Origin of the sequence: Nocardia sp. NPDC050435 (assembly GCF_040655395.1) — a bacterium.
Taxonomy (GTDB): Bacteria; Actinomycetota; Actinomycetes; order Mycobacteriales; family Mycobacteriaceae; genus Nocardia.
Map to the genome: position 1 here is coordinate 38,859 of NZ_JBFAJW010000020.1, position 15,241 is coordinate 54,099.

A 15,241-nucleotide genomic window follows, 5' to 3' on the forward strand; every position below is an offset into this window, starting at 1 on the left:
GCTGACCGCGCGATCTTGGGAGCTCCGTAGGTTCGCGAATCTCGAGATTGCTGTGCCGATCCAGATTGCTGTGCCGCCCGCGCAACGGGGCAACGGGGTGGAGTGAACGAGGTGTTGCGGGCGAGGAGACGGAGCAGGCAATACCATCGCGGAGGTGACTGACAAACTGCGTGCCGTGCTCACCGGCGGAGGAACAGGCGGCCATGTCTTTCCTGCCTTAGCCGCAGCTCGGCAGCTGCGCGAGACCATCGCAGGTGTCGAGCTGTTATGGATCGGACAGGCCGCGTCGCTGGAGCAGCGGACCGCGGCCGGCGACAGCATCGAGTTCACCTCGGTGCAGGTCGGAAAGATCCGTCGCAGCCGCAATCCGTTGGCGATGCTGAATCGCGCGAATGTGATCGATATGGTCCGTGTCCCGGTTGGCGCGGTGCAGGCTGTGCGGGCGCTGTCGCGGTTCAAGCCTGATGTCGTACTGGCGACCGGCGGGTTCGTGGCCGTGCCGGTCGGGTTGGCCGCGCGGTTACTGCGGATCCCGCTCGTGGTGCACGAGCAGACTGTCGGGCTTGGCCTGGCCAATCGCGTCTTGGCCAAGGTGGCCACCGCAGTCGCGTTGACCAGCCAGGAAAGCATCGAGGAACTGCCCTCGCGGGCGCGGGCCCGCGCTGTCGTCACCGGCAACCCTATTCGCGCGGCAATCATGGACGGTGACCCCGCTCGGGCTTTGAGCGAATTCGGTCGGGATTTCGATCCCCTGTTGCCGACGGTCTACATCACCGGCGGAGCGCAAGGCTCTCAGCAGATCAACGATGTCGTCGCCGAGTTGCTCGAATGGATGTTGGTTCGCGCCAACGTCATTCATCAGGCCGGGCCCGCCAACGTGGACGAGTTGCACCGTGCCGCGGCGAGCCTGCCGGACCAGCTGGCTGCCCGCTATCAGGTTGTCGGCTTCGTCTCCGGCGACTCCGTCGCCGACGTCCTGGCGCTGGCCGATGTGGTGATCAGTCGCAGCGGGGCAGGCACGCTGGCGGAGTTGACGGCCGTGGGGCGTCCGGCGCTTCTGCTGCCGCTGGCATCCTCAGCCGGCGGCGAACAAGCCACGGCCGCACAGTTGATGGCGCGCGCCGACGCCGCGGTGACGGTGGACGGGCCGATCACTACCGAAACGGTGCAAGCGGGCTTGGAGGTCCTGCTGTCGGACCCCGCTCGCCGTAGGGGCATCGCCGCCAACGCTGCCGCGCTCGGTCGACCGGACGCGGCAAAAGCACTGGCAGGCGTGGTTACTGCCGCCGCGTCCGGCCGCGCGTCCAGCTGATACTCCACGCAGGGATCACAGCATGGTGGCGAGGACCTCGACGACCGCCGTGACGTCGTGGATGGTCATCGCGGGATGGAAAGGGAGCGACAGAAGCTCGCGCGCTGTGGCTTCCGTCGCCGGCAGTGGCCGTGGTCGCGTCCAGCCCCGGAAGGCCGGTTGAAGGTGGTTGGGCGGGTAGTGCACGCCCACCCCGATCCCGGCGGCTTTCATCCGCGCGAAGACCCTGTCCCGGTCAGGGACGCGGACCACGGCGTTGAACGGGACCGTACGGGCGATATCCACATCGATCAGCCGAACACCCTCAAGGTCGGCCAGTGCGGTGCAATAGCTTTGCCACAGCATCCGGCGTTGGTCGGCGACCACGCGATAGTGGGCCAGCTGCACGCGTCCGACAGCGGCGTGGACCGCTGAGAGGTGATACGGCAGTCCGACGCCGTCTACCGGATAGTGGGTGGAGCGGATGCGTTCGGCTTGTTTGGGGCGGATGCCGAGCAGGCGCACGGTGCGAAGTCGCTCGGCTTCGCGGGGGTCCCGAGGCACGATCGCCCCGCCTTCGATGCTGGTGATGGTTTTGATCGGCCCGAAGCTGAAACAGGTCAACGCCGCGGTGGTGCCGACTCGTTTGCCGCCGAGGTGTCGGGATCCGAAGGAGTGTGCCGCGTCCTCGACGATCGCGATCCGTTCCTCGTCCAGCCGTGGTTTGAGTGAGGTCAGGTCGACCGCGCGACCCCCGTAGTGCACGGGCAGCACGGCGCGGGTATCGGCGGTGATGGCCTCGGCGATGGTCTGCGCGGTGACGCACTGGGTGTCGGGGTCGATGTCGGCGAAGCGCGGCACCGCGCCGGCTGCTCGGATGGCGTGCACGGTGGCGCAGAAGGTTTGGGAGGGGACCACGACCTCGTCACCGCGCCCGACTCCGGCCGCGCTCAGGGCCAGGTGCATGGCAGCGGTGCAGCGGGACACAGCCACCACATCGGCGACGCCGAGGAACTCGGCGAGCTCGGCCTCGAAACGTTCGGTCTGGTCGTGGTGTCCGTACTGGCCGGCTTCGACCGCCCGGATCATCGCCTCGGATTCGGGGCCGTGCAGGAACGGGGCCGCATTGCGACTGTAGGCGGGGGCGGAATCATTGGGGGACAGCATGATCGACTCCAGTGACGAGGAGGGTGTCGATGAATTTGGTCAGCGTCACGCCAGGCCGGTAGGTCAGTTGTGAATGATCGACCGGATCGCCGATCAGCCCGTGCAGCATCTGGCCGATCAGATCGGCACCGGCCGCCTCGGAAGCCAGAAAGGCTCCGGCGGGCCGATGGTTGATCTCGGTGACCAGGACCGGTGTGGCCGCGGGATGCTCGGCGCGGAAACCTTGCACGCACACCAGTCCGGTTGCCCGGACTGCGCCCAGTGCCGCCCGAACGACGGCGTCGGCGTGGACGTCGACGATGGTTCGGGTGACGAATGCGAGCCCCCCTTTGGTGAGCAGGCGCTCGCGCAGGATGACCGAGATCCTTCCGGTCCGGTCGACCAGGCAGTCCGCAGTAAACTCGACCCCACGCGCCCGGGACTGCACGATCGGGTCGGTCACCACCAGGCACGCAGCCTGAGCTTGGCGGCGGCCGCGGCAGAAGATCACGTCCCGGGAGCCTTGGCTGCGGCGCGGTTTGACCACCAGATCGGTGTGCTCGGGGACCTGCTCGATCTGCTCGGGTAGCCACGACGCGGGGGTAGGCACTCCGGCCGCGGAGACGAGCTGATGGAATCGGGCCTTGTCGGCGCAGGTCAGCGCTGTTCCCGGCGACGGCAGCCACGTCGCCACCCCCGCCTGTTTCAGATCATCCTCGATCGTGATCAGCTGCGGCAGTTCGGATTCCACCGTCGATATCAGTGACCGCACCTGCGTTTCCTGGCAGGTTCGCAGTAGCCACGGTGTGTAGGAGCCATGCCCGGCGGTCGGGCCGACGCGGCCCTCGACACCAGGCAGATGCAGTCCGTTGGCGTGGGGGTCGGCATCGACGCCGACGACCGCGCACCCCAGCTCCAGCAGTCGGCGCGCGGTGTCGAAGCCGGGCTGGCCGCCGATCCCGGTGACCAGCACCCGGTGGCCGTTCACGCAGTCACCGACAAGGCGTGGGCCAGCATCGGCGCCCACCGATCCGGGCGCTGGCGGTACCAGTCGATCGTCGCGGCGATCTCGATGCGGATGTCGCGGCGCGGCCGATAGCCCAGAGCGGTGGCCTTGTCGATACTCATCGCATAACGGCGGTCGTTGCATCGACGATCCGGGATCGACGCCACCCGATCCCATCCGACCCCGAAAGCTCCCAGCAGCAGTCCGGTCAGTTCCGTGTTGGTCAGATCGGTACCGCCACCGAGGTTGTAAACCTGGCCGGCGAGACCGTTTCGTCGCACGATATCGATTCCGGCGCAATGGTCGTCGACGTGCAGCCAGTTACGCACATGCCCGCCGTCGCCGTGCAATAGCACCTTCTCACCGCGCAGGAGTCGGGTGATGTGGGACGGGATGATCTTCTCGGGGTGCTGGTGCGGGCCGAAGTTGTTGCTCGAGCGCGTCACACACACCGGAACACCGTGAGTGTAGTGATAGGACAAAGCCAGCAGATCCGAGGCCGCCTTGGAGGCGGCGTAGGGCACCGTCGGGCGCAGGGGCGCGTCCTCGGCGGCCACCCCGTCCAACAGCGGGCCGTACACCTCATCGGTGGAGACGTGGACGAACCGTCCTATCCCGTGCTGGCGCGCCGCGTCGAGCAACACCTGGGTACCGACCACGTTGGTCGTGACGAACTGCCCGGCATCGCGCAGGGAATTGTCGACATGGGATTCTGCAGCCAGATGCACGATCTGGTCGTGCTGTCCCACCAGCGCGGCCACCAGGTCCGAGTCCAGGATGGAACCGACCACCAGCCGAACCCGCGGTGAGAGCAGCGCTGCGCCGAGGTTCTCGGCGTGGCCGGCGTAGGTGAGAGCGTCGAGTACGGTGACTTTCTCGACGTCTGTGGCGTCGAGAAGGTGGCGAACATAGTGGGAGCCGATGAAACCGGCGCCGCCGGTGACGAGAACTCTGCTCATCGAAGGCCTCCTGAGGAAGGTGGTGTGCTTTCGATGATGTGGCCGCAGCTATCCGAAATCGGCTACAGCCGTCTACAACCGCTCCTACCATCGAAGGATGACCGCATTGCCGCCCGCGGTGGTGGGCGCACGGCTGCGTATGGCCCGTGAGGCCGCGGGCATGACGCTGGGAACTTTGGCGGTCAGGACCTCGTGGAGCAAGTCCGCGCTGGGGCATTTCGAAACCGGACGCCGCAATCCGCCCGCGGCTGTCATAACCTTCTACGAAGAACTGTTCGGTCACCTCGCCGCTGACCCCGTGACGTCGATGGCCGCAGTGGGAAGGGCCGACGTGGACCGCAGATCATTCCTGACCACCGCGACCTACTCGATGGCGCTCTCGGCCACCGCGCTGGCACTACCGAAAGAAGCCGTCGCCCGGATCGTCGGGCTGAACGACAGCCACGTGGTCGGGATGCCCGAAGTCGAGGCTGTTCGTGCGGTCACCGACGCCTTCCTGCGCTTCGACGAGGTGCGTGGCGGCGGCATGGGTCGCACCGCGGTCGCGGAGTTCCTTGCCACCGACGTGGCGACACTGCTGCGTTCGCGATTCGCGGATCCGACCGTGCGCACGGCCGCGTTCTCCGCCGCGGCCGAACTGGCCTACATCGCCGGTTTCAAGGCCCACGACGCCGGTGCCGATCAGGTCGGCCAGCGCTACTACCTCAAAGCGCTCGGATTGGTCGAGCACGCCCAGGTCCCTGGCCAAGACGCATGGATCCTGCGGATCCTCGCTCTGCAAGGAGCCGACATCAACAAGGCAACCTTCAGCCCCGCCCTCGCCGAGGCAGCACTCAACCGTGGCCGAGGCCATCTCGGTCCCGACGCCACCGCGCTGCTGATGATCGCCGCGGCCCGCTGCTACGCCGAAACCGGCCGCCGCAGCGAGGCATTGGCTGCTCTGCGTGCCGCCGAGCCGTACATGAGCACCGAATTGACCAGCGAGCAACCCCGCTGGATCTCGATGTGGGCACCGAACAAAGCGATCCTGGTCGACCAGGCCGCGAAGACCTTCCTCACCCTCGGAGACCAAGCCAACGCAGTCGTGCACTACGAACTCGCGGCGAGCATGTGGAACAAGCAAACCCATGCACGCGTGTGGGCGCTGTCGACCGCGCAAGCCGGTCGCTTGCAATGGAAGCGCGGTGACTATGTGACTGCCGTGAACACGTGGAGACCAGCATTGCCGATCCTGCACAGCATCGACTCCACACGCACCGCGAAGGCCCTCACCGCAGTGCGGCGCACCGCACCTGAGTTATTCGCTGGCACCGCTGCAGGAAGCCTGCCCCAGCTGTAGTAGCAACGACTACGTCACTACGCCGGTGAACAAATCGAACTCGTTGGGGCCGTACCGAGTTGGACTTGGCAGCCGGCATATGGGCAAATTCACTTGTTGGTCGAACAGCGACTGCAGTGGTCAACGCGAAGATCGAGATGCGACCGAAGGTGCGTCCGATGCAAGCCTGGTCGTAGCCCTCGCCCCGTGTCCACCGCACGAAACCGTCTCTGAACGGCCTGGACTCTGGTGGAGCTGGCGAAATGTCAGAACAAGCGCTGGTCGCTGTCGCCCCGATGCGGAGGACCGCCGACAGCGGGGTGGCGGCGCGGTTTCGTGAGGGTGAGTTCGGCGGGCGAGAACGCCAAGGTGTCCTTCGATCCGGCGGGACGCACGTGTAGGTAGTCCGGCTCGGTGCGGGAAGCGATCGAGACGACGGTTCCCGCACGGCCTTCTTCCATCCCGACCGCGTCGGCGGTGAAGTAGACCCGAGTCGGCCGCCCGGCTTCGATAGCGGCTGCGATGTGCTGGATCTGGTTGTCGGACAAGGATGTCGGCATGAGGCTCTCTGAACTAGTTGATCGGTTCTTGCACCACAATGCCCGAAGAGGCCGACACCATGCCGCCGACGGCGAGAAGTCGATCCCTTCCCGCCCGGATGCGGGGTGTGTCCTGGAGGTATGCGCTGTACGGAAGCAACCGAAGAAGGAGGTAGCGGCGCCGGAAAACCGTGTCTGTGAGGGCGTTCTTCTGCGGTCGGGCTGGCGAACCAGTGGCACGCATACGGTGATCCAGGCCAGCTGAGGCGCTAAGGCGCGCCGGGTCTTGAGTCAGGCTCAAGGGCGTCGTCCTGTGCTGGCCGAGAACGGACGACCAGGGCCTCAGCCCCCCAGAGGTTGGCATCGCGAAGTCGTCTAAGGCGCTGTAATGCCGATGAGCGAGCTCGCAGCCTGCCTCGGGCCGCGGAAGTGAATTCACTGGACCGTCAAGCCCTCATCGGGGCTCCAGACTCGCAACCGTCACTACCGTAGGTCTCCATCTGTTCATGCCAGGCTGACAAACGCCAGAGCCTCGAACCACATCGGATGCGTAGGCCGCGTCGAGCACACCGGCCACGGATTCGATCTCATTCGTTTCTGTTCGACTCGACCCTGAGGAGATAGCGCATGCGAACGACTCCGTATCTGATCGCCGCGGCCGTTGCGGCGGTTTTCCTCGCCGCCCCCGCCACCGCAGCCGCTCCTGCCCTCGCCGCCCCTGCTGACAGCGCCCCTCTTTCCCCTCCTTACTACTACCCTGACACGCGCAAGGCATACCCCAAGCCTGCCAAAAATGTCCCGGAGATGTTCTGCGAATCCGTCTCCGTCGACGGCGACACTCTGAAGGGCCAGAACTGTGCCGACCGCGCAAACATAAACTGGCCGCCCGGCGTCGCCATCGCAGGAACTATTACCTCGGCGACGGACGAGCCCGTGAAGACCTACGACTGCACAGCCGTCACGGTCTCTACTTCGACGTGGGGCGATGTCACTGGTGAGGGCTGCACATTGGCCCGCACGTACTGAACCGAGCCGTACAGCCCATCAACAGGGCCTTTACTACAGCACCGAACGCACTACATTGCCGCTGAGCGCTCGGTCCGGCGGGCCCGGGCCGGCACTGCGGCGAACGCACTCAACTGCCGATTTGCGGTCACTTCGCTGGATCGACCTTCCGTAACCCCTCCCCCTCCGTAGTCTTGTGTTGATCCGCACGCCAAACGATCCAGTAGGGGGTTCGCAGAAGATGAGCGGCAAGGTCCTCCAGATCGGCGATGCCGACTTTGATAGCGCCGTACTGAACTCCAAGGAGCCGGTGCTGGTTGATTTCTGGGCCGAGTGGAGCGGCCCGTCCAAGATGATTGCCCCCGCGCTGGACGAACTGGCCGACGCTTACGAGGGCCGCGCCAAGGTCGCCAAGGTCAATGTCGACGACAATCGTGCGCTGGCGGCCAAGTACCACGTGCGCTCGCTTCCCTACGTGATCGTCTTTAAGGATGGCGAGAAGGTGGGCGAGCAGATCGGTGCGGTCGGCAAGGCCCAGCTGGCCGGACTGCTGGACAGAGCCCTAACCTGATCGCCGCGCCCCGCACCAACATCCGGGAATGCCGCATGGCGCGCTGGCAGAAGCGGTCAGCGCGCCGCGTCGGAAGATCAACCGGCCGAGTCGATCTGGGGCCGACCGAACGCACCATAATGCCGATGCGATCAGGTTGCGCGGGGGATCCCATTCGCTGCTTCGGTGACGAACCGATGGACCAACGCTAGGGGCAATGGTTGATCGGTGAAGGCTCGGAAGGTGAAGCCGAGAGAGGTGCCGTCCAGGAACGCCTCCAACACCAAGCCTCGGTTCGGCAGAGGGGCAACGTCTTCTAACTCCCAGCCGTACCCGTCTCGGCAGTCGACGTCACTGAATCCGGTAACCGTGTAATAGCGGCCATCGTATTCCCACGGCTCCTCCGAATCGCCCACGCACAGAAGGTACTCTCCTGCCGCGACCCGCGCGGTTTGCACCGGCCTGAGCGGGCGTGTGGAAGATCGACGGGCCGAAGCCCTCTGGTGCCGGCGAACGCACGATATTGCCGAATCCCGAGCAACTGCAGACCTGGCGAGTCGGCCCCGGAGCCTTGGGGATCGAGGTCGACAAAGCCCAAACTGGATTCACCGATTCCGTGCAACTCGGCTACCCGGTTCGCAAACACCGCAGTCCATCGTGACGGTTGACGATCCGTCGCCGGTCTCTACCTCGCTGTTCCCGCTATCGCACAGTGGACCGTTGCAGATCGCGGACTGAGCGGTCGACGAGTTCTCGTATCAGCCAGATCAGTATTGCGGTGATGATCGCAGCCAACCCGCAGATCAGGACAACAAAAGCCACCTGGAAGTCGACATCCGGAGCGGACTCGTTGTACCGCTCCAGGAAGCGGTCGTCGATTACTCCCGGCCCGGTCGCAACAATCACCGCGGCGGCGATCGATTCGACGAACGCCAACGCCAGAGCCCATGTCAGGACAGTCGACAGGTACTGCTGCGGTATCGGCGCGAGCCCTACCAAGCCCAGCAATGCCGCCCCCACAACGAGCGCGGTAACCCCCTGCGCGCCCCACGGCGGCAAGAACATCATCGAGTAGCCCTTTTCGCGGAGGCCGTCTCCACCGAACATCGGCATCCACATCGCCCCGCCGACGGCAAGAGCACCCAGCACGGAAATGATACGGAAAAAACGAGGTTGGCGGCTCGAAAGGTGCCCACTCAATACGCATCTGGGCAGTCTACGAGTACGCATCAAACACCCCCTTCTGCCACAGAGCGGGCTCGGAGCATCGGCCACACCGCAGTGCCGGCTGAGTAGAGGCACTGCCGCTCAGATGTCCGCATCTGCCGAGTTGCGTGCACTACCGAAGGCACGCCCAGGGAGGAAACGTCTTGGGTTAACGGGCCGGTCCTGCGATCGCGTGCTCAGTTTTCCGGATCGAGGGTGCAGCACCGAATGACGTTATAGCGCAATGGGTTATCGGCCCCGTAGTGGACGGGCCAGGCGGCAGGCGAGCGCTGGGGGCGGCCAGCGGTGCCGAGCGTTGATGGTGGGTCAAAAGTCCCACAACGGTGTGTCTGGTTTGTTGAAGGTACAGACACAGCAATCCCGCCCGGGTTCGAACCGAGGTCGTCGTTCGCCCTTGACCATGCCGTCGACAACTCGCTTTCCCTTCAGGGTTCCGTTCACGTGAAGATGGAGGACTTCACCGCCGGCCGGGCACTTGCAATCCACCTTTAGGGTATTGCATTTCTTCGGGATGGAATTGGGAGGCTGTTGCAGTTTGCCGCCGTCTGCGAGGTACTGGCAGGCGGCTTCGGCGCGCGGATGGGTGCCGCCGGTCGGATTGCAGGTCAGCGTGACCGACCTCGTCGTTCCGTCGAAGCCGTCGATAGCCAGTGTGAGGTTTGTCGAGGGCTCAGGCGCCGCGGATGTCACTGTGGTGGGCAACATGGCGATCAAGGTGCCAAAGCCTGCGATCGCCAGACCACGGACCGTGGCACGCATCAACCTTGATGTCCGGATACGCATGCATTCTCCTCGGAATGGGGGGCGGGAATCGAGTGGGACACAGACGGGGTGAGCTTCGTCGACTTCGCAAGTCCAGGCGTTCCTCGATAGCGCGGTGCGAGCACTGATGTCGACGGTGGCAGGTGACCTCGACGGGTTCCCGACGACACGTTCGAGCTCTGTTCACACTGACCAGGCAGGGTGCTCCAGGAAGGCCACCACTTCTCAACCGCTACCCACTGCGGCATCGCTGACCGGCTCGGTCAATTCCTGACAGAACGTGAAACCGCTGGCTGAAGTCCTCTCATGCCGCGGAGCGCGCGATCCTAAGAGCCGCGGAAGACCGGCCGGCCGTGGCGACCTCAAGGCAGCAGAACGCACCATCATGCCGAATTGAGTGCGATCGGCCGGGCGGTCTGGGCAGCTGGCTGCATCGATGGTTGTTACCCGATTTCGGGCGGCACCGCTACCTTGCCGTCATCGTCGACGAAGACCCGAACTCGATCAGGTCGGTAGTCCCTGGTCACGGGGGTGCCTTCGTGGAGGACGAAAACCTTGACGTCGGGCCTTTCGCTTTTGATGATCTTGACGGCCTCTTCCGCGGGAAGGCCGACCGTCTCCGGCCACCTGTCCTTCTCCAGGTTTCGGCTCTGCTGAGCGAGGTGGATGCCGAACACGGGTTCCGCGGCAGTTGAAGCAGCCTGAAGCACCCCGATCGCGATGGCGGCCCCAGTTGACAACAGAGTGACACCGGCCGCCACGCCCACGATCCGTGACTTTGTTCGAAAGGTTCTATTGGAAGTCATATGCTTCACTCAAGCTGGGTGGGCCATCTGCTCGTCGACGGCGCGCCGGAGGGGAGATCTCCCCCTACAGTGACGGCTACGGGGGAGCCAACCGCACAATTCTGCCGCTGAGCGCGCCGAGAGAAGCGGCCATGCCGCGGTGGCCGGTGGATCCGAGGCGCAGCTCAGAACATCCGCCTTTGCCGATGTGCGTGAGCTTCTGCCGACTCGGTGGCCGTGAGGTGGTGGACGCGGCTTCGAGTGTGTCGGCTGTTGTGCGATGAGACTGGCTGTCAGAGAAGGGCTTTCACCGAGTAGGTGTTCTTGGTGACCATATGACCCGTCGGACAGCCCGAGTGAAAATGGGGTTGAACGGGGCATACAGTGGATACGCCAAGATCACCTACAGGGAGGAGCGAAGCCATGTCAGCCCCAAGCGAATCCACCAAGAAGCGGCTGCTGAAAGAAGCGAAGGTGATGGCAGAGAATCCGTCAGCCGACTACTCGGCGGAGCCCATCGAGTACGACCTGCTCGACTGGCGCGGCGTCATCAACGGCCAGCCGGACACGTGGTACTCAGACGGCCGGTTCGAGCTGAACATCAAGTTTGCCGATACCTACCCTTACTCGGCGCCGAAGATCACGTTCACGACGCCGATCTACCATCCCAACATCAGCGCGGCGGGCAAAGTGTCCCTGGACATCCTCACGGCGGGGTGGAGTCCCGCACTGACGATCGACAAGGCATTGGTCGCCCTCATTGGGCTGCTCGGCGACCCGAATCCTGACGACGCGCTCAACGAGGAGGCTGCCCGCCTCTACGTGGAAGACCGCGAGGCTTTCGGCCGCAAGGTCCGAGAAACGATCGGAGGACCGAGATCGACTGCGTAGCTTGGCATCCGGTATCTCCGCTGTGCGCGCCGACAGAACCGGCCAAGCCGGGGCTGGCGGCCGGCCGGTTCCGCTCAGGCTCAGGACATCGGGCTTCTGCGGACTAATCCTGCGCTCGCCTGAAATCTGGTGTCAGAGGCCCAGGACTGCGCCGAGCGGGCCGAACAGGCCGGTGCGCAGCAGGGCTTCACCGTCGGTCTTGCTCGCCGGGGGTGGGGTCCAGGGTGTGAGTGTCCAGGTCTGGGCCGCTGAGTTGTTCCTGCCGCGCCCGACCAGGGTGCCCTCATCGGTCCAGTAACTGCCCGCGGCGGGAAGAAACTCACAGTTGTCCGCAGCCCAGATCCGGGTGGCGTCGGTGGTCCACCGATAGTTGGTGCCCGCACCGCGCTCGCACCCGCAGCCGAACATCATCATGGTCGACTGCGCCGCGGACGGATCGGGATCCCCGTCGGGAACCAGGTCGCCCTTGTCCAGTTCTGCGTCGTAGGCACGGATCGCCGCCGGCAGTGTGGTTTTCGCGCCTACCCACTGTGCCGGGGCGCTGGAGATCACTTTCTGTTCCTGCTCGAGTTCGTACTGCTCCTGTTTTTCGAGTTCGAAGTACATCAGGTTCTTCTCGAGCAGCGGCAAGGACGCTTCGACGAGTTCTTCCCACGCCTGGCGGGTGCCGGTCCACTGAGCGGGCATGGCCTCGGTCAACCGCTTCCCCCTCGCGACATCGGCCGCGGCCATTTGGCGTTTGTGGAGGTCTTCGAAGGAATCGGGGTTGGTGAAGGCGGCGACGCAGAAGTTGCCGATGTTCTGCAACTCCCGCACCGCGGTGCTGGCTATCTGGTCGAGGTTGAGCCGTTCGGTGCGGTCGTAGACGGTGTTGAAATACCACGCCGTGGCGATGCTGCCGTCCGCCTCGCCCAGTTCCAGCCACGGCTTGGAGGTGATGGTCTGCAGATACTCCAGTCCCTCCTTGTGATCGCTGACTTCTTGGCTGGGGCCGAGCCTGGCTCGCAGGCAGCGGCCGGTGTCGTTGTTGGTGATGGTGAATGGGCCGTTCGGGAAATTCGCCATGCCCGGAGTATCGACACTGCGTGGGCGGCCCAATCACCTCTTCGCAGGCTTCACATTCCGGCCGCGAATCCGTGGGAGCTGCCGGTATGTCGGTACCCGGTCGTGGTGACTTCTGTTCGGCCGCCACCGATTTCCCCAGGCACCCACCCCGTTATCGAGCCTGGCCAACGACCTCACGACACCATGACACAGGCGGTGTCGCACGCAGCCTTCGCACGCCCGGCCCAAGGTGCACACCCTGATCGTGGAGCCTGACGGACGTACTCTTCTGCCGCGACCCGCGCGTTGGTCGGCCGTCCAAACAGGTTGGCCAACAGCGCTTCCTGACGCGCGCGCCACCGTATGTGTGTTGCCAGGTGCGGACTGCTGTTCGCTGAGGCCTGCGGTTGACTGGCTGCCAGACAATCCTCCGTATCGCTGTTGGAATGGGCGATGTGCGACCGTGCGGCCGCTGCTGCGTGTCTTTCTTCGTTGGTCGGATCGGCGGCGACGATGGTGACATGGACGCTATAGCGGCCCGACGCGAGCTGGCGGCCGTTACGCGGCCGGCGGTCGTGCGGGGCGAGCGTCTTCACCGGACCGTGCGCGGAGTACGTGATAACACGCCGCACTGTCGTGCTGCCCCCAGACTGAGGAGAATTCGTCGCTTGCAGAGCCTCTCAGTGCTTACAAGCCTCGGTGATGGGTGGTGTGTACTGCGACGCTGCGCATTCACGGCATAGATGTATCCGGTGATGACCGACCGTTGCGCAACGCAGCGAAGAGACGAGTTCCATTCCCACCTGATGGCTGTCGGGGCATGTTCGGGGCGACGGCACAGCCCAGATACGGCGGACCTGGTAGAACCGAGCAGATAGGGGGCGCCTGCGGTCTTGTCGCGTGATTTCGGCTGCGATGTTCCCGTGGGCGACGTCGAGGCGGTTCTCGAACTCGCGGAGCAGGCCGACGGCGGTGCCGCCCAAGCGGGCTATCGCGTCGTCGAGAACTTCCACCAGGCTTTTGAACAGCTCGTCCTCTGTGGAGTCGAGAAGCGAGTCGTCAATGCGTACGTGAACCCCCGGGAGCAAACGATGCTCGGCGCGGTACGAAGCACTGCCCGCGGCGGCTAGTGTCTCGCAGAGCAGCGCGGCTTCTACGTAGGTGAGCGGGACTTCGACGGTGGTGCCGGCCGTGTCTGTCACGGTCATGCGCACGTGGCCGTTCTGCACGATCACTGTGGCGCCGGAGCCGTCGGTCAGGCAGACCTCGGTGGGTTTGTCCCAATCCCAGATGGTCAGCCATGGGTCGGGGGTCTCGGGCATGGTCAGTCCTTCAGGTAACGGTCGAGATCAGATGCCGCGGCAAGCGTTCCCGAGCTGATCGGGCGCCGACATTCCACGGGTGTCGCATTTTCTGCCGGGCCGCGGTGACGGGGCTGTTTCTATTCGGCCGCTGGGGGTGGCCATGGGAAGGCGCGCTCCCGTTCTTGCGCCATGATTTCGGCCACGACGTGCTCACCGACGTCACTGAGATGGTCCCGCAGTTCGCGCAGTAGATCCGCGTCGATGCCGTCCAAGTTGCCCACCACGTTATCCAGTGCTGTCACGATTTTTTCGAACAGCTCATCATCCACGGGCTCGGGGCGGGAGGCGTCCGTGACTTGCTCAACCCATGGGGGGCTGGGGTTGTGGGCTTTGCGCGAATCGGCGCCTGCGAATCCCACCGTCGAGCGCAGGTTCGAGGCTGTCATCCGGTCAAGCGGAACCTCGACGGTGGTGCCACTGGCGTCTGTCACGGCCAACCGGGCGTGCCCGTTCCGCACGTGCACTGTGATGTTGGAGCCGTCGGATATGGAGATCTCGGCGGGTTCGTCCCAATCCCATATGCTCAGCCGAGGCTTGGGGGTTTCGGTCATAGCCAGTCCTTTGGGGCGGCGCTGTGATAGGTGCTGTCTCGGGCGCGACCGCCGCCGGGGCACATGTCTTCGCTCCTGTCGGTGGTCGGGATCCGAGGGTTGTTGTTTGCCGGTATGTGCGGATGAGCATCGCGCAGGTTTGGTCGATCTGCGCGGCGTCTATCCTGGCGGCGAGCCGAGTGCCTGCGGGCACGCGCGGCGGCCGGAGCCCTGGTGGCGCCACCGATGATGAGCTCGCGGGGGCGCCACCAAGGTGTCGGCGGAGGTAGGTACATCAGACGCTCGGCCAGCTGTGCGGGTTCGACGTCACGACTGGATTTTCCTGCCCGGAAGTCCTTCGGGCGTCCGGCCATGGTGAGCGCGTGAAGTCGAGGGTCGAGCAGTTGGCAGGTGGTTGGACCGCGTGCCTGGCCGAAGGGAGTGCCGACGCCGGTGGGATCCAGGAGTCGCTGTCGAGAGTAAGCGCGGGCGCCGGTCGAGGGTCATGCACTGGACTGTACGAGAGGGCGCCGACAGAAGTTCTTCAACAACACCCTTTTTCGGGAGTTCGAACGATGTTTGGTGTTGGTCGAACCAGTGTGCGGGCAAGGCAGGGCGGTGTCGCGGCGTGCGCCTCGCGCCCGTGGACGGGGTAAGGCCACAGTATTGTCGGTGCTCGAAGCTACTGTGCCGGTGTGTCTTCGGATCGCCTCGATATCGACCAATTCTGGTCACTGCTCACCGACCAAAATGCCGCTGTTCGCCAGAAGGCCTGGGGCGACAATGGAATTGAACAATGACAGTTTCGAGCGGTACCAGCGGAT

Annotated in this window: 16 protein-coding genes; 5 read left to right on the top strand and 11 right to left on the bottom strand. The window is 64.7% G+C overall.

All coding sequences use genetic code 11. From position 1 onward, the window contains the following. Positions 1-154 precede the first annotated feature (154 nt). Positions 155-1,312, top strand: coding sequence for a UDP-N-acetylglucosamine--N-acetylmuramyl-(pentapeptide) pyrophosphoryl-undecaprenol N-acetylglucosamine transferase (locus tag AB0I43_RS39660; protein ID WP_357434014.1), 1,158 nt, complete (start codon positions 155-157; stop codon positions 1,310-1,312). Positions 1,313-1,327: 15 nt separating this feature from the next. On the opposite strand, the gene AB0I43_RS39665 is transcribed toward AB0I43_RS39660, so the two are convergent. The 3 genes from AB0I43_RS39665 to AB0I43_RS39675 are packed head-to-tail and all read right to left on the bottom strand — an operon-like array spanning position 1,328 to position 4,402. Further along, a complete protein-coding gene (locus AB0I43_RS39665; protein ID WP_357434016.1) occupies positions 1,328-2,458 on the bottom strand; it encodes a DegT/DnrJ/EryC1/StrS family aminotransferase in 1,131 nt (376 codons plus the stop codon). Then, positions 2,442-3,425, bottom strand: coding sequence for an ATP-grasp domain-containing protein (locus AB0I43_RS39670; RefSeq protein ID WP_357434018.1), 984 nt, complete (start codon positions 3,423-3,425; stop codon positions 2,442-2,444). Before AB0I43_RS39670 ends, AB0I43_RS39665 begins: the two co-directional genes overlap by 17 nt. After that, positions 3,422-4,402 carry a dTDP-glucose 4,6-dehydratase gene (locus AB0I43_RS39675; protein ID WP_357434020.1) on the bottom strand — a complete coding sequence of 327 codons (981 nt, stop codon included), beginning with the start codon at positions 4,400-4,402 and terminating at the stop codon, positions 3,422-3,424. The genes AB0I43_RS39670 and AB0I43_RS39675 overlap by 4 nt, the downstream gene beginning before the upstream one ends. Before the next feature lie 97 nt (positions 4,403-4,499). Between AB0I43_RS39675 and AB0I43_RS39680 the strand changes: the two genes are divergently transcribed. Then, complete coding sequence (locus tag AB0I43_RS39680) at positions 4,500-5,741, top strand: helix-turn-helix transcriptional regulator (RefSeq protein ID WP_357434022.1); 1,242 nt, start codon at positions 4,500-4,502, stop codon at positions 5,739-5,741. 245 nt (positions 5,742-5,986) lie between these two features. On the opposite strand, the gene AB0I43_RS39685 is transcribed toward AB0I43_RS39680, so the two are convergent. After that, on the bottom strand, positions 5,987-6,280 hold the full coding sequence (locus AB0I43_RS39685; protein ID WP_357434024.1) for a hypothetical protein: 294 nt from the start codon (positions 6,278-6,280) through the stop codon (positions 5,987-5,989). Positions 6,281-6,886: 606 nt separating this feature from the next. On the opposite strand from AB0I43_RS39685, the gene AB0I43_RS39690 reads away from it, so the two are divergent. Then, a complete protein-coding gene (locus AB0I43_RS39690) occupies positions 6,887-7,285 on the top strand; it encodes a hypothetical protein (protein ID WP_357434025.1) in 399 nt (132 codons plus the stop codon). Positions 7,286-7,505: 220 nt separating this feature from the next. Then, positions 7,506-7,835 (top strand): thioredoxin, encoded by a 330-nt coding sequence (gene trxA / locus AB0I43_RS39695; protein WP_357434027.1) that lies wholly within the window; start codon positions 7,506-7,508, stop codon positions 7,833-7,835. Positions 7,836-7,966: 131 nt separating this feature from the next. Here trxA and AB0I43_RS39700 read toward each other — a convergent pair whose 3' ends face one another. From AB0I43_RS39700 to AB0I43_RS39715, 4 genes are all read right to left on the bottom strand, one after another. Then, a complete protein-coding gene (locus AB0I43_RS39700) occupies positions 7,967-8,230 on the bottom strand; it encodes a hypothetical protein (RefSeq protein WP_357434029.1) in 264 nt (87 codons plus the stop codon). Between the two features lie 286 nt (positions 8,231-8,516). Next, positions 8,517-8,963, bottom strand: coding sequence for a hypothetical protein (locus AB0I43_RS39705; RefSeq protein WP_357434031.1), 447 nt, complete (start codon positions 8,961-8,963; stop codon positions 8,517-8,519). A gap of 384 nt (positions 8,964-9,347) precedes the next feature. Further along, entirely contained in the window at positions 9,348-9,824 is a 477-nt protein-coding gene (locus AB0I43_RS39710; protein ID WP_357434033.1) for an SSI family serine proteinase inhibitor, read from the bottom strand. A gap of 422 nt (positions 9,825-10,246) precedes the next feature. Beyond that, complete coding sequence (locus tag AB0I43_RS39715) at positions 10,247-10,570, bottom strand: serine protease inhibitor (RefSeq protein WP_357434035.1); 324 nt, start codon at positions 10,568-10,570, stop codon at positions 10,247-10,249. Between the two features lie 441 nt (positions 10,571-11,011). Between AB0I43_RS39715 and AB0I43_RS39720 the strand changes: the two genes are divergently transcribed. Then, on the top strand, positions 11,012-11,479 hold the full coding sequence (locus AB0I43_RS39720; RefSeq protein ID WP_357434037.1) for a ubiquitin-conjugating enzyme E2: 468 nt from the start codon (positions 11,012-11,014) through the stop codon (positions 11,477-11,479). Between the two features lie 132 nt (positions 11,480-11,611). Here AB0I43_RS39720 and AB0I43_RS39725 read toward each other — a convergent pair whose 3' ends face one another. The 3 genes from AB0I43_RS39725 to AB0I43_RS39735 all read right to left on the bottom strand — a co-directional run bounded on the left by AB0I43_RS39725 (position 11,612) and on the right by AB0I43_RS39735 (position 14,438). Continuing rightward, a complete protein-coding gene (locus AB0I43_RS39725) occupies positions 11,612-12,544 on the bottom strand; it encodes a hypothetical protein (protein WP_357434039.1) in 933 nt (310 codons plus the stop codon). Between the two features lie 659 nt (positions 12,545-13,203). Continuing rightward, positions 13,204-13,845 (bottom strand): hypothetical protein, encoded by a 642-nt coding sequence (locus AB0I43_RS39730; protein WP_357434041.1) that lies wholly within the window; start codon positions 13,843-13,845, stop codon positions 13,204-13,206. Between the two features lie 119 nt (positions 13,846-13,964). Beyond that, complete coding sequence (locus AB0I43_RS39735; RefSeq protein ID WP_357434043.1) at positions 13,965-14,438, bottom strand: hypothetical protein; 474 nt, start codon at positions 14,436-14,438, stop codon at positions 13,965-13,967. Positions 14,439-15,241: the final 803 nt, after the last annotated feature.

What these genes read in the sequence shown, in the direction of transcription:
- AB0I43_RS39725 (WP_357434039.1), bottom strand. Translation starts at nt 12,544, where the DNA reads ATGGCGAATTTCCCGAACGGCCCATTCACCATCACCAACAACGACACC.
- AB0I43_RS39675 (WP_357434020.1), bottom strand. Translation starts at nt 4,402, where the DNA reads ATGAGCAGAGTTCTCGTCACCGGCGGCGCCGGTTTCATCGGCTCCCAC.
- AB0I43_RS39735 (WP_357434043.1), bottom strand. Translation starts at nt 14,438, where the DNA reads ATGACCGAAACCCCCAAGCCTCGGCTGAGCATATGGGATTGGGACGAA.
- AB0I43_RS39730 (WP_357434041.1), bottom strand. Translation starts at nt 13,845, where the DNA reads ATGCCCGAGACCCCCGACCCATGGCTGACCATCTGGGATTGGGACAAA.
- AB0I43_RS39720 (WP_357434037.1), top strand. Translation starts at nt 11,012, where the DNA reads ATGTCAGCCCCAAGCGAATCCACCAAGAAGCGGCTGCTGAAAGAAGCG.
- AB0I43_RS39685 (WP_357434024.1), bottom strand. Translation starts at nt 6,280, where the DNA reads ATGCCGACATCCTTGTCCGACAACCAGATCCAGCACATCGCAGCCGCT.
- AB0I43_RS39710 (WP_357434033.1), bottom strand. Translation starts at nt 9,824, where the DNA reads ATGCGTATCCGGACATCAAGGTTGATGCGTGCCACGGTCCGTGGTCTG.
- AB0I43_RS39680 (WP_357434022.1), top strand. Translation starts at nt 4,500, where the DNA reads ATGACCGCATTGCCGCCCGCGGTGGTGGGCGCACGGCTGCGTATGGCC.
- AB0I43_RS39690 (WP_357434025.1), top strand. Translation starts at nt 6,887, where the DNA reads ATGCGAACGACTCCGTATCTGATCGCCGCGGCCGTTGCGGCGGTTTTC.
- trxA (WP_357434027.1), top strand. Translation starts at nt 7,506, where the DNA reads ATGAGCGGCAAGGTCCTCCAGATCGGCGATGCCGACTTTGATAGCGCC.
- AB0I43_RS39665 (WP_357434016.1), bottom strand. Translation starts at nt 2,458, where the DNA reads ATGCTGTCCCCCAATGATTCCGCCCCCGCCTACAGTCGCAATGCGGCC.